Annotated in this window: 10 protein-coding genes; 4 read left to right on the plus strand and 6 right to left on the minus strand. The window is 71.9% G+C overall.

Annotated elements, in window-relative coordinates; translation table 11 throughout:
* Positions 1-68: 68 nt before the first annotated feature.
* The 4 genes from ACIPKM_RS11965 to ACIPKM_RS11980 form a co-directional block, all read right to left on the minus strand.
* Positions 69-1,700, minus strand: coding sequence for a putative Ig domain-containing protein (locus tag ACIPKM_RS11965; protein ID WP_402736799.1), 1,632 nt, complete (start codon positions 1,698-1,700; stop codon positions 69-71).
* Between the two features lie 200 nt (positions 1,701-1,900).
* Positions 1,901-2,734 carry a hypothetical protein gene (locus ACIPKM_RS11970; RefSeq protein WP_402736800.1) on the minus strand — a complete coding sequence of 278 codons (834 nt, stop codon included), beginning with the start codon at positions 2,732-2,734 and terminating at the stop codon, positions 1,901-1,903.
* Between the two features lie 167 nt (positions 2,735-2,901).
* A complete protein-coding gene (locus ACIPKM_RS11975) occupies positions 2,902-4,800 on the minus strand; it encodes a hypothetical protein (protein WP_402736801.1) in 1,899 nt (632 codons plus the stop codon).
* A gap of 208 nt (positions 4,801-5,008) precedes the next feature.
* Positions 5,009-5,911 (minus strand): LysR family transcriptional regulator, encoded by a 903-nt coding sequence (locus ACIPKM_RS11980; protein WP_402736802.1) that lies wholly within the window; start codon positions 5,909-5,911, stop codon positions 5,009-5,011.
* Positions 5,912-5,992: 81 nt separating this feature from the next.
* Between ACIPKM_RS11980 and ACIPKM_RS11985 the strand changes: the two genes are divergently transcribed.
* From ACIPKM_RS11985 to ACIPKM_RS11995, 3 genes are all read left to right on the plus strand, one after another.
* The gene (locus tag ACIPKM_RS11985; RefSeq protein WP_402736803.1) at positions 5,993-9,454 is read left to right on the plus strand and encodes a proline dehydrogenase family protein; all 3,462 of its coding nucleotides are present in this window, start codon (positions 5,993-5,995) and stop codon (positions 9,452-9,454) included.
* A gap of 230 nt (positions 9,455-9,684) precedes the next feature.
* Positions 9,685-10,125, plus strand: coding sequence for a VOC family protein (locus tag ACIPKM_RS11990; RefSeq protein WP_402736804.1), 441 nt, complete (start codon positions 9,685-9,687; stop codon positions 10,123-10,125).
* 19 nt (positions 10,126-10,144) lie between these two features.
* Entirely contained in the window at positions 10,145-10,294 is a 150-nt protein-coding gene (locus ACIPKM_RS11995) for a hypothetical protein (protein WP_175475986.1), read from the plus strand.
* Here the strand turns inward: ACIPKM_RS11995 and ACIPKM_RS12000 are convergent.
* Positions 10,282-10,740: an acyl-CoA thioesterase gene (locus ACIPKM_RS12000; protein ID WP_402736805.1), complete on the minus strand. Its 459-nt coding sequence runs from the start codon at positions 10,738-10,740 to the stop codon at positions 10,282-10,284. The genes ACIPKM_RS11995 and ACIPKM_RS12000 overlap by 13 nt on opposite strands.
* Complete coding sequence (locus ACIPKM_RS12005; protein WP_071301838.1) at positions 10,737-11,312, minus strand: QsdR family transcriptional regulator; 576 nt, start codon at positions 11,310-11,312, stop codon at positions 10,737-10,739. The genes ACIPKM_RS12000 and ACIPKM_RS12005 overlap by 4 nt, the downstream gene beginning before the upstream one ends.
* 46 nt (positions 11,313-11,358) lie before the next feature.
* Here ACIPKM_RS12005 and ACIPKM_RS12010 point away from each other — a divergent pair, with 46 nt between their 5' ends.
* Positions 11,359-12,552 (plus strand): acyl-CoA dehydrogenase family protein, encoded by a 1,194-nt coding sequence (locus ACIPKM_RS12010; protein WP_071301839.1) that lies wholly within the window; start codon positions 11,359-11,361, stop codon positions 12,550-12,552.
* Positions 12,553-12,563: the final 11 nt, after the last annotated feature.

The raw sequence follows: 12,563 nt of genomic DNA on the forward strand, positions 1-12,563 counted from the left end.
CGAGGCGGGGCCGAGGTGGGCCTCCCGTCAGTCACGCGGGCACGCGACTGGCGGGAGGCGTCTGGGCGTCAGCGCTGGGCGTGACGGCGGCGCAGCGTGCGCACACCGATCAGACCGGCGCCGGCGAGGACGAGCGCGAGGGCCCAGGGGAGGGCACCCGTCGCGTCGGAACCGGTGTAGGCGAGCTGGCCCTTCGCGGTGGTGGGCGTGACGACGGCCACCGTCGGGGTGGTCGGACGCACGTCGACCGCGAACGAGAGCGGCTGCAACGCGCCGCTCGCGACCGTGAGGGTGTGGATCGACGCGTGCGGGAACGTGACGCCGAAGACGCCCTGCCCCTCGGCACCGTTCTCCTCGTACGGCGCGACCACGTCGGTGGCGACGTCCGAGGTCACGGTCGGGACGAACGTCGGGTTGCCCTCGTCGTCGAAGTCCGACGCGTCGTTGCCGAAGCGGTCGACGGGCGAGCCGGACACGATGAGCGTGCCGCCCTGCGCCACGGTGGGACGGCCGGTCGGCGTGAGGGTGAGCTCCTCGGGGAAGCCGTCCTCGTCGGTCGACAGGTCGACGGTGTAGATCGAGCCGTCCGGCTGGATGAGCCAGATGCGCTTGTCCCGCGCGGTGATCGACTTCTCGTCGGTCGTGAACGCGGTGATGCCGAACGCGGCGGCGTGGTCGACGGTCAGCTCGACGTACTGCGTGGTCGAGACGTCACCGCTCGTGGCCGTGACGGCGAAGTCGTAGAACGACGCGAGGGTGGCGGTGCCGCTCAGCTCGCCCGTGGTCGGGTCGAACGTGATGCCCTCGGGGAGCTGGTCGTCGACGGTGAAGTCGTCGTCCTCCTCGAAGCCGTACCCGATGGCGATGGAGTCGGCCTGCGACTTCGACTCGACGATGGAGTCGGCGGAGTCCTCCTCGTCGCCGTAGTACCAGTCGAGTTCGTACGTCGGCGCCGGGTACCCCTGGGCGCGGAACGTGTACGAGAACGGGTCACCGGCGGTGGCCTCGAGGGGCAGCACGTCGACGTCCGCCTCGGTGCCCTCGGTGATGGGCTTGCCGTCCGCGTCGACGAACACCGGGTCCTGCGTGATGACCGCGGACGGGTCCGAGGTCACGGTCTCCTTGCCGCCGCCCGGCAGGTCGCCGGTCACGGTCACGACGAGCTGCTTGCCCGCCTCGGTCTGGTCGACGGTGAAGGTCTTGGTCTTGGCGATCGTCGTCGGCGTCGGGCCGGCGTCGGCCTCGGTCCAGACGTACTTGAACGAACCGTCCTCGTCGAACCCGGTCGTGTCCGCCGTGAGCTGCGAGCCCACCTTGGTGTCGCCGGTGACGGTGACGGTGGGGTCGGCGGCCAGCGGCGTGACCGGTGCGTCCGTCGACGCGGCCGACGGCGTCTGGCTCCGTGCGGGAGCGGACGGTGCGGTGGTGTCCGCGGGCGCGTCCGTCGGCGCGTCCGTCGCGGTGTCGGTCGGTGCGTCCGTCGGTGCAGGGTCGGTCGGCGCGTCCGTCGGCGTGGTGTCCGTCGGCGCGTCGGTCGGCGTCGGGTCGGCCGGCGCGGTCTGCGTCGGGACCGACGTGTCAGCGCCCTCGGCGTGTGCTGCCGTCGCGGTCGCGATGCCGAGACCGGTCGTCAGCGCGATGAGCGCGGCGGTGGTCCCGAGCGCGCAGGCGCGTCGGACGGTGGAAGTGCTGCGGCGCACGTGTTCCCCCAGGTGTTCAGGTCCGGTCGGGTGCCGGATCGTAAGAATCTGCCGAGAATCCTCGGCCTGATCGGATCGTAGGGGTACGCGCGCGTGCTCGGGAGCACCGAGCACGAAATGTGACCTGGGTTGGGGGTGCGTGCGGGAAACCGCGGGTGGCGTGCTGCTCAGCGTGCCACCCGCGGCTCCCCGTGGTCGACTCAGTGCGCGGCGTGCGCCACCGAGACCGTGAACGACGTGTGCGCGTGCTCCTGGGTCACGGTGAGGCGGTGCGACCACGCACCGCTGATCGTGATCGTGTCCTGGGCGCCGGTCCGGGTGACGTGGTCCGACGTGAGGTTGCTCGTGACCGTGGACACGTCGCCGCCCTCGTCGGGAGCCTTGATGACGTTGCCCTCGGCGTCGACGGCGACCCCGGTGACGATGAGCTGCTCGAGCCGGACCGCCGGGACGGTCTTGACGACCGTCGCCTTGCTCGTGGGGGTCAGCCGTTGGCGGACGACACCGTTCGGCGCGATGTACCAGATCGGTGCGGTCGTGTTCGGCTGCGAGACGTACGTCCGCACGCCGACCGCTGCCCCCGGGACCACAGTGAGCTCCACGTACGCGTGGGCCTCGACGCCGTTGCGGAGGGCGACGACCTGGAAGTCCCAGATGCCGCTCTCGACCCCCGTGCCGGACAGGACGCCGGTGTTCGTGTTCACCGAGAAGTGGTCGGACGCGCGCGGCGAGTCCGCCGTCGGCCCGGCCGGCTCGTCCATCGCGTAGGCGACCGACCCCGCCTTCGCGTTGGTGGTGAAGGTGTGCGAGAACGCCTTCCCCGCGGTCGCGGTCAGCGCGATCGGGTGGGCGGCGGAGGAGCTCTGCGTGAAGGCGAGCGGCGCGGGCGTCGCCGCGGCGTGCTGGCTCGTGACCGTGGTGCTGGCGGATGCGGCGTCGACGCCGAGGACGGCGGTCGAACCGGCTGCGGCGACGGCGACCGCGACGGCGGTGACGAGGGCCGCGCGACGGCGCGACGACGTGGTGGTGTTCATGAGATCCCCTGGTCGTTCTGTGCAGGGCGGCGATCCGCTCCTGTCAGCGACGACGGTACGACCGCAGGCGTCCCCGGGGCATTCCGGTTCACTCAGGCGTGCCGACGATGACGGGAGGCGCGGTGCCAGCTGGCACCGCGCCTCCCGGTCCGCCGGACGGTCGCGTCTCAGGCGCGACGGCGACGCAGCCGGTGGACCAGCAGTCCGCCGCCGGCGGCGAGCAGTCCGAGCGCCCAGGCGAGGGGACCCGAGGTCTCCGCGCCGGTGTAGGCGAGACGGCCGGAGCCCGTGTTCGTGGTGGCTCCCGCCGTCGCCGCGGTCGGGGTGACGTCGAACCGGATGTCCTGCGTGCGGTCCTGGTACGCGACGGTCACGACGTGCGGCGACGCGTGCTCGAACGTGACCCAGGTCGCGGCGGTGCTCGGGTCGTACGCGATCCGGTCACTCGCGACGTCGCTCGTGATGGTCAGGTCGTCGTGGTCGGCGACGGCGTTCCCGTAGGCGTCCACCGGCACCGCGAGCACGAGCATGCGCTGCCCCTGCCGTGCGGGGACCGCGTCGACGACCTCCGAACCGCCGTCCGGGGTGATGTGCGTGATCGTGTCGCCGTCGACCGACCAGGTCTCGGACTCCGGGTCCCGGTCGGACGGCAGGACCGCGACGACGAGCTTCGCGAAGGCCGCGGGCGAGACGGTGACCTCGACGTTCGCGACGGCCTCCTGCCCGCCGCTCGTCGCGACGACCTGGAAGCGGAACGACGTCGCCGCCGTGCCGGTGCCGGTCAGCACGCCCGTGGTCGGGTCGATGGCGAGGTCGAGCCCGTTCCGGGCGTACGTGTCGTCGAAGGGCTCGCCCTGGACCCCGCGGAGCTCGTAGCGGAGGTCCGACGGGTCGGTCGCTCCCGACACGTCGAACGTCCGCGTGAACTCCTCGCCCGCGGTCGGGGTGATGGCGATCGGAGCGTCGGCGGACGACGGGTCGACGAACGCGAACGGCTCGTCGGTGACCACGACCGTGAAGGACGTGGACACGCCGCCCTCGGAGACGGTCACCGTGCGGGTGCCCGCCTCGGTGAAGGTCACGAGGTTCGCACCCGCCGGGTCCCACACCGCACGGTCGGACGCCACGGTGCTCGTGACGGTCGACCGGGGGTAGTCGTCGTCCTGGTCGCTCCCGGTCACGCGGTTGCCGTAGGCGTCGACCGCGAGACCAGCCAGCGAGAGTGTCGTCCCGGTCGCGACGGGGACGTCGGAGACGATGCGGACTCGTCCCTTGCCGACCGCTTCCTCCCAGATCGTGCCGTCGGGCTCGACCTGCCACAGCCCCGAGTAGTCGGACGTCGAGACCGAGAAGGTGACACCGACCGGGGCGCCGGGCTTCACCGTGAGCTCGACGTACTCGACGGCGGTCTCGGAGCCGCTCGTCGCGATGACCTGGAACGTGTAGGTCCGCAGGGCGTACCGAGGCGACCCGGACAGCGTGCCGGTGGTCCCGTCGAACGAGAAGTCGCTGTTGAAGTCGCCCTGGCCGATCACCGGGCTGCCGTTCGCGCCGCGCACCTTGTACGTCACGGTGCCCGACCCGCCCGTCGCGGTGAACGTCCGGGACACGGTGTCGCCCACCGTCGCGGTGAGGACCAGCGGTGCGTCGGCGCTCGTGCCCTCGGGGAAGGCGAGCGCCGCGGCGGCGGACTGCTCCGGAGCCTCCTCGGCCGGCGCGCTCGCCGCGGGTGCGATGGCGGGAGCGGACGGCTCCGGTGCCGCTGTCGGGTCCGTGGTCGCGTCGGGCGTCGGGACCGGTCCGGGCGACTCGGCGGGGTCGTCGGTGACCACGGGGGGAGTCGTCCCCGTCTCGTCGGCGGTGGGCGACGTGGGGTCGCTCGCCGCGCCTCCCGAGCCGTCGGACGTGCCGGTCGTGACGGTGGTGGCGGGCGTGAGCGATGTCGGAGCCTCGTCGGCCATCGCGCTCGTCGCGCCGATGCCGAACGCCGAGGAGGCGGTGACGATGGCGACGGCTGCGCCGATGGCGGCGCCGCGTCGGACACTGGCGGTGCAGGACTGCTTCATGGGATCCCCCTGGATGCTGTGCGGGGCACCGGGAGGTGCCCTCATCCTGGAGGTGTCGCGGCGCCGACGATCCTGACGACCCGGTACGTCTCGGTCCGGTAACGACGACGGAGCGACCGGTCGGTCGCGCTCGGGGCGGTCGCCGTCGGGTCAGTCGCCGACGGTCGGTCGCGCTCGAGTCGGTCGCGCTCGGGTCAGTCGCCGACGGTCAGTCGCCGACGGTCGCGGCAGCGCGCTCGAGGGCCGAGCGGAGGGCGCGGACCGCCGGCGACGAGGACCCGGCCGCTCGGACCACCGTGAAGATCGTCCGCCGCGGGTGCTCCGGCAGCTCCACCAACCGGCACGTCGTGGTCCGGCCCGTCCACATGAGGTCCGGCATGAGGCTCGCGGCGTTGCCGGACTCGACGAGCCGGATCTGCGTTTGCAAGTCGGCGGTCTCGTACCGCACGTCGGGCTCGAAACCCCAGCGACGGCAGACCTGCTCGGCGAAGTGCCGCGACGCGGTCCCGCGCGGCTCCATCACCCACGGCAGCGCCGCGGCGTCCTCGATCGACGACACCGGCGCGAGGGCCGTGTCGACCGGGGGCAGCGCCAGACGGACGGCGTCGGTCGTGAGGTCCTCGCGCTGCAGCCCGGGGAGCCGCGGTGCCGCGTGCGCGGGGTACTGCTCGGCGATGACCATGTCGAAGTCCCGGATCCACGTCTCGTGCAGTGCGGTCTCCGGCTCGCGCTGCACCATCTCGATGCGGACGTCCGGGTGCTCGGTCGCCATCGCGTGCAGGGCGTTCGGCATCAGGGCGAGCGCCGCGGACTGGAACACCGCCACCCGGATCCGACCCTGCACGGTCGGCATGGTCTCCTCGACCTCGGACTGCGCCTGCTCGAGGACGTCGAGCACGTGCCCCGCGGCCTGGACGAGCACCTCGGCCTGCGGGGTGAGCTGGAGCCGCCGTCCGGCCTTGCGGAGCAGGGGCACGCCGGCCTCGCGTTCCAGGGCGGAGAGCTGCTGCGAGACGGCCGACGGCGTGAAGTTCACGGCCTCGGCCACGGCGGCGATCGTGCCACGGATCGAGAGCTCCCGGAGGAGGACCAGGCGGCGGACGTCGAGCATGCCGACACTTTAGTGTCGCTGATGGGTATCCGTCACGAAACGTTGCTTCCGCTTCAGCATGGCGGGCTCCACACTGATGCCATGACGACCCTGCACGAGCACCCCGCCACCGACCACGACGCCCTCGCGGACCAGTCCGTCGCGCTCGTGCGACAGTGGCTCGCCGAAGCCGAGACCTACCCGGTCGACGGCTCGGCGAAGCAGCTCGCCGGAGTGCTCGCCGACCCCGCCGGCCTCGACTTCGCCGTCGGGTTCGTCGACGGCGTCGTCCGCCCCGAGGACCTCGGCGTCGCCGCACGCAAGCTCCGTGCGATCGCGCCCGGTGCGCCCGGCTTCCTGCCCGCCGCACTCCGCGGGCTCGTCCGACTCGGCGGCGGGATGGCGCCGGCGCTCCCCGGCGTCGTCGTCCCGATCGCCCGCCGCGTGCTCCGCGAGATGGTCGGCCACCTCATCGTCGACGCGACCGACGCCAAGCTCGGGCCGGCCATCGCGAAGATCAAGCGCGACGGCGTCCGGCTCAACGTCAACCTGCTCGGCGAGGCCGTCCTCGGCGAGGGCGAAGCAGCCCGCCGACTCGAGGGCACGCACAAGCTCCTCGCCCGCGACGATGTCGACTACGTGTCGATCAAGGTCTCCTCCACCGTGCACCCGCACTCCCCGTGGGCGTTCGACCACGCGGTCGAGGACATCATCGAGAAGCTCCGCCCGCTGTTCCGCCGGGCCGCGTCGGCGTCCCCGGCGAAGTTCATCAACCTCGACATGGAGGAGTACAAGGACCTCGACCTCACCATCGCGGTCTTCACGAAGCTCCTCGACGAGCCGGAGTTCCTCGGCCTCGAAGCCGGCATCGTGCTCCAGGCGTACCTGCCCGACGCGCTCGCCGCGATGGAGCACCTGCAGGAGTGGTCCGCCGCCCGCCGTGCCCGCGGCGGTGCCGGCATCAAGGTCCGCCTCGTCAAGGGCGCCAACCTGCCGATGGAGCAGGTCGAGGCGTCGGTGCACGGCTGGCCGCTCGCCACCTGGCACACCAAGCAGGACTCCGACACCAACTACAAGCGCGTGCTCGACTGGGCGCTGACGCCGTCGCGCATCGAGAACGTCCGCGTCGGGGTCGCCGGCCACAACCTCTTCGACGTCGCGCACGCCTGGCTGCTCGCCGGGGAGCGCGGCGTCCGGGACGGCATCGAGTTCGAGATGCTGCTCGGCATGGCGCAGGGGCAGGCTTCTGCGGTCAAGAACACCGTCGGATCGCTCCTGCTCTACACGCCAGTCGTGCACCCGCAGGAGTTCGACGTCGCGATCGCCTACCTGATCCGCCGCCTCGAGGAAGGCGCGTCGCAGGAGAACTTCATGTCCGCGGTGTTCTCCCTCGTGTCCTCGCCCGCCCTGTTCGCCCGCGAGGAGGAGCGCTTCCGCACGTCGCTCGCCCCCCTCGCACTGCCCGGTGGGCTCGATGCCCCCGCATCCCACCGCGTCGCCGACCGCTACGCCGCCGTCGGTCGCCCCGGCCCGGGGCACTTCGAGAACACGCCGGACAGCGACCCGTCGGTCGCCGCGGTGCGATCGTGGGGTGCCGCGATCACGGACCGGGTCGCCTCGTCGACGCTCGGCGTCCGTGCCGTCCAGGAGGCGCGGGTCGACTCCGCCACGGCGCTCGACACCGCGCTCGGTCGCGTCCGGGACGCCGGTGCCGTCTGGGGGACCTGGTCCGGTGCCGCGCGTGGCGCGGTGCTCCACGCCGTCGGCGACGCCCTCGAGGCGAACCGCGCAGCCCTCGTCGAGGTGATGGCGTCCGAGACCGGCAAGACCATCGACCAGGCCGACCCCGAGGTGTCCGAGGCGATCGACTTCGCGCACTTCTACGGTTCGCTCGCGTCCGAGCTCGACGAGGTCGACGGTGCGTCCTTCACCCCGGCCGCCCTCACGCTCGTCGCGCCGCCGTGGAACTTCCCGGTCGCGATCCCCGCCGGGTCCACCCTCGCGGCGCTCGCCGCCGGGTCCGCCGTCGTGCTGAAGCCCGCGCCGCCCGCCGAGCGCTCCGGTGCCGTCCTCGCGTCGATCATCGAGACCGCGCTCGACGCCATGGGCGCCCCGGCCGACGTGCTCGCGTTCCTGCAGGTGTCGGAGAACGACCTCGGGCAGCAGCTCGTCGCGTCGCCGCTCGTCGACCGGGTGATCCTCACCGGGGCGTACGAGACCGCTTCGCTGTTCCGGTCCTTCCGACCGGACCTGCCGCTGCTCGCCGAGACCTCGGGCAAGAACGCGATCATCGTCACCCCGTCCGCCGACCTCGACCTGGCCGTGAAGGACGTCGTCGCCTCGGCCTTCGGGCACGCGGGGCAGAAGTGCTCGGCCGCATCCCTCGTCGTGCTCGTCGGCTCCGTCGCCACCTCGCGACGCTTCCGCTCGCAGCTCATCGACGCGGTGTCGTCGCTGACCGTCGGCTACCCGACCGACCCCACCACGCAGATGGGCCCGGTCATCGAGCCCGCCGCCGGCAAGCTCCTGGACGGCCTGACGACGCTCGGCGCGGGGGAGTCGTGGGCCGTGCAGCCCGCGAAGCTCGACGACTCCGGCACGCTCTGGAGCCCCGGCGTCCGTGACGGTGTCCGCCGCGGGTCGGCGTTCCACCGCACGGAGTACTTCGGGCCGATCCTCGGCATCATGACCGCGCGCACGCTCGACGAGGCGATCGACATCGTCAACGAGGTCGACTACGGCCTCACCTCGGGCCTGCACTCCCTCGACCGCGCCGAGATCGGCACCTGGCTCGGACGCATCGAGGCGGGCAACCTCTACGTCAACCGTGGCATCACGGGCGCGATCGTCCGACGCCAGCCGTTCGGCGGGTGGAAGAAGTCGGCCGTCGGTGCCGGGACGAAGGCCGGTGGGCTGAACTACCTGCTCGGGCTCGGGTCCTGGGCGCCTGCTCCGGCCGCGTCCGGGTCGTCTCCCTCGTCCGCGGTCGCCGCTTTCGTCCGTGCCGCCGGGGTGGCGTCGCCGTCGCTCGACCGGGCCGTGGCGTCCGACGAGCAGGCCTGGGCGTCACTGTTCGGCACGGCGACCGACGTGTCCGCGCTGACGGCGGAACGGAACATCGCGCGGTACCTGCCGTACCCGGCGGTGCGGGTGCGCCTGGCTGCCTCTGCCTCCGATGACGGGGCCGCCGATCTGGTCCGTGTCGTCGCGGCGTCCGTCCGCGCCGGGACGACGATCGACGTCTCGACCGTGTCGACCCTGCCGGCCGACGTCGCCTCGGCCGTCCGGGCGCTGCCGAACGTCCGGTCGCTGACGCAGTCGCACTCCGACGCGGCGTTCGCCTCGGCGGTGGCGAGTGGCCCGTCCGGGCGCGTGCGGCTCATCGGTGGCGACACGTCGGCGCTGTACACGGCGATCGGTGGGCGGCCGGACGTGGCCGTGTACGGGGAGCCGGTGACCGAGGCCGGGCGCCTCGAGATCTTGCCGTTCGTTCGGGAGCAGGCGGTGTCGATCACGGCGCACCGCTTCGGCACGCCGAACCACCTGACGGACGACCTGATCTAGCGCGGCCGCCGCGCCGCGCCGCCGGCCGCACTCGGTCGTCGTGCGGGCGATCTCGCTTCGAACCACGGAACCGACATCGAACCAGGGCACCGGCCTGGTTCGATGTCGGATTCGTGGTTCGACGCGGCGCGCTGTCCGGTGGCCGCACCGTCGGGGCGTCCGGTCAGGTGGGGCGCGTTGCGTCGGGGTGGTGCCGGACCCTGCCGGCCCCTTCCCTGAGGAGCACTCCCGTGACCGAACCGTTCGCCCGACCCACCGCACTCGCCCACGTCCGTGTGACCGTGACCGACATCCACCGCAGCAAGGCCTTCTACCAGCAGCTGCTCGGGACCGACCCGGCGATCGACTTCAGCGACCAGATCGACGAGCCGGGCATCCGCGAGGACCGGGAGCGCTTCTACGGCGGCAGCGTCTTCCGTCTCGGTGACCAAGTGTTCGGCCTGCGCCCGGTGGCGCCGGCGGGGCAGCGGTTCGACTCGGAGACGGTCGGCCTCGACCACGTGAGCTTCGTCGTCGGGTCGGTGGACGAACTCCACGAGGCGGCCTCGCGACTCGACGCGGCCGGGGTGGAGCACGGCGAGGTGACCGACCTCGGTGACGCGGGCATGGTCATCCTGTCGGTGCAGGACCCCGACGACATCAACCTCGAGCTGGCGGCGCTGAAGGGCTGACGCGAGCTATCCTCGACGCATGCGCATCGTGCGGGTCATCGGTCGGGGGATCGGTTTCGTGCTGTCGACCGTCGTGAAGGTGATCGGGACGCGCAACGGCCACGACCCGGCCGGTGACGACCTCGCGGTGCGGCTCAACAACCCCCGCCGCGAGGACTACCGCCCCTGAGGCTCGGGCTCGGGTGACCGTGCGGGCGTCGCCATCGTGGCGGTGACGAGCTCGCGCAGGTCGTCCGGGAGGGGGATCGGCCGACGGGCGCCCTCGCGGTCGATGATGACGTGCGCGAACTCCCCGGTCGCGAGCAGCGCGCCGTCGGACTGGCGGAACAGGCCGAACTCCCACGACAGGCTCGTGTTCCCGAGGTGCTTCGAGCGCATGCCGACCTCGATGACGTCGGGCCACACCGCCGACTCGACGAACCGGCAGCTCGACGACACCAGCACGGCGATCCACTCGGACGCGAACGGGTCGAGGCCGGCTTCCTCGCGGAACCAGTAGGTGGCCGCGTTGGCCATCGCGCTGTAGTAGATCGTGTTGTTCACGTGCCCGAACATGTCGTTGTCGTTCCACCGGGTGGGGTAGAGCCGGACGAAGGGGTAGTCGGCGATGGTCATCGGGCTCCTGTCGTGGTCGGTCGGAGGACGTACTCGAACGTGGCTCGTGCGCGTTCGGGGTCGGGCGTCTGGCCGGAGATGAGGTCGGCGTACGTGAAGGACTCGGAGATCCGGACGAGCAGTCGGGCGAGCTCCTCGGCGGAGAGTGGCGTCGGGTCGAACGCGCCGGCGACGCGTTGCTCCTCGACGAGGGCGGTGACCCGGCCGACGAAGCGGCTCTGCACATCGCTCTCGGTGGTGGTCAGCAGACGGAGTGCCCGTGCGGGCTCGCGGGTGAGGAAGGACCGGAAGTAGGGCGCGTCGATCAGGTCCGCCGTGAACCGGTCGAGCACGTCGACGATGCGCGGGGCTCCGGCGGGAGCAGCCGCGGCGGCAGCCGCGTCGAACGTCGGCACGGCGAGGGACCAGAGGATCTCGGACAGCAACCGGTCACGGTTGCCCACCCACCGGAACAGCGACGTGCGGTCCACGCCGAGCGAGGTGGCGAGCGCGCCCATGTCGATGCGTGAGCCGGCGATGAAGGTGTGTCGCGCCTCCCGGAACGCGCGCAGCGCAGAATCCGATGTGTACACGCGCTCCTCCCTTGCAACGTTTCGCAGAATGATGCACGATCAGTGTATGTCACTGACGACGGCCATCCCCGCGCTCCTCGAGTCCGACTTCTACCGGTTCCAGGAGGGGTTGACCGACCAGGAGCGCGAGTCACTCGGACGGCTGCGCACGTACCTCGAGTCCGACGTGCGCCCGATCGCAGACGAGTACTGGGCGCGCGCCGAGTTCCCGATGCAGGTGATCAAGCCGCTGTCCGAGCTCGGCATGTACGGGCCGGCCATCCCGCTCGTCCGGCAGTTCGAGAACTCGGCCGTGTACCGCGGGTGGGCGGCGCTCGAGCTCGGGCGTGTGGACGCCAGCGTCGCGACGTTCATCGGCGTGCAGTCCGGCCTGGCGATGAACTCGATCGCGGTGGCGGGCAGTGACGAGCAGCAGCAGGAGTGGTTGCCGCGGATGGCCTCGGGCGAGCTCGTCGGGGCGTTCGGGCTGACCGAGCCGCTGTCCGGCAGCGACTCCGCTCGGGGGCTCCGCACGACGGCCCGGCGCGAGGGCGACACGTGGGTGCTCGACGGCGAGAAGCGCTGGATCGGCAACGCGACCTTCGCGGACGTCGTCGTGATCTGGGCGAAGGACGTCGCCGACGGTCAGGTGAAGGGCTTCCTCGTCACGACGGACACCCCGGGGTTCACGGCGACGAAGATCGAGGACAAGATCGCACTCCGCGGGGTGCAGAACGCCGACATCGTCATGACCGACGTCCGGGTGCCGGAGTCGCGCCGGCTGCAGCACGCCGACTCGTTCCGCGCGACCGCCGAAGTGCTCCGCCTGACCCGCACCGAGGTGGCGTGGCAGGCGATCGGCATCGCGGTCGGCGCCTACGAGGCCGCGCTCGACTACGCCCGCTCCCGCGTGCAGTTCGGCAAGCCGATCGCAGCGCACCAGATGGTGCAGGACCTGCTCGTGAAGTCCCTCGCGAACATCACCGCGTCGATCGCACTGTGCACGCAGGCGTCGGCGATGCAGGACGCCGGCACCGGGGCAGACGAGCACTCGGCGATGGCGAAGGCGTTCGCGACGGCGAAGATGCGCGAGACCGTGGGGTGGTGCCGCGAGGTGCAGGGCGGCAACGGGATCGTGCTCGAGAAGGGTGTCGCGCGGTTCTTCGCGGACGCCGAGGCGATCTACTCGTACGAGGGGACGCGCGAGGTGAACACGCTCATCGTGGGGCGGGCGATCACGGGGCAGGCTGCGTTCGTCTGAGGGCGGGCGGG

The sequence above is a fragment of the Curtobacterium sp. NPDC086286 genome, from assembly GCF_044746255.1.
GTDB lineage: Bacteria > Actinomycetota > Actinomycetes > Actinomycetales > Microbacteriaceae > Curtobacterium.

Coding starts and splice junctions, on each gene's coding strand:
- ACIPKM_RS11970 (WP_402736800.1), bottom strand. CDS start 2,734: ATGAACACCACCACGTCGTCGCGCCGTCGCGCGGCCCTCGTCACCGCC.
- ACIPKM_RS11975 (WP_402736801.1), bottom strand. CDS start 4,800: ATGAAGCAGTCCTGCACCGCCAGTGTCCGACGCGGCGCCGCCATCGGC.
- ACIPKM_RS11980 (WP_402736802.1), bottom strand. CDS start 5,911: ATGCTCGACGTCCGCCGCCTGGTCCTCCTCCGGGAGCTCTCGATCCGT.
- ACIPKM_RS12010 (WP_071301839.1), top strand. CDS start 11,359: ATGTCACTGACGACGGCCATCCCCGCGCTCCTCGAGTCCGACTTCTAC.
- ACIPKM_RS12000 (WP_402736805.1), bottom strand. CDS start 10,740: ATGACCATCGCCGACTACCCCTTCGTCCGGCTCTACCCCACCCGGTGG.
- ACIPKM_RS11995 (WP_175475986.1), top strand. CDS start 10,145: ATGCGCATCGTGCGGGTCATCGGTCGGGGGATCGGTTTCGTGCTGTCG.
- ACIPKM_RS11985 (WP_402736803.1), top strand. CDS start 5,993: ATGACGACCCTGCACGAGCACCCCGCCACCGACCACGACGCCCTCGCG.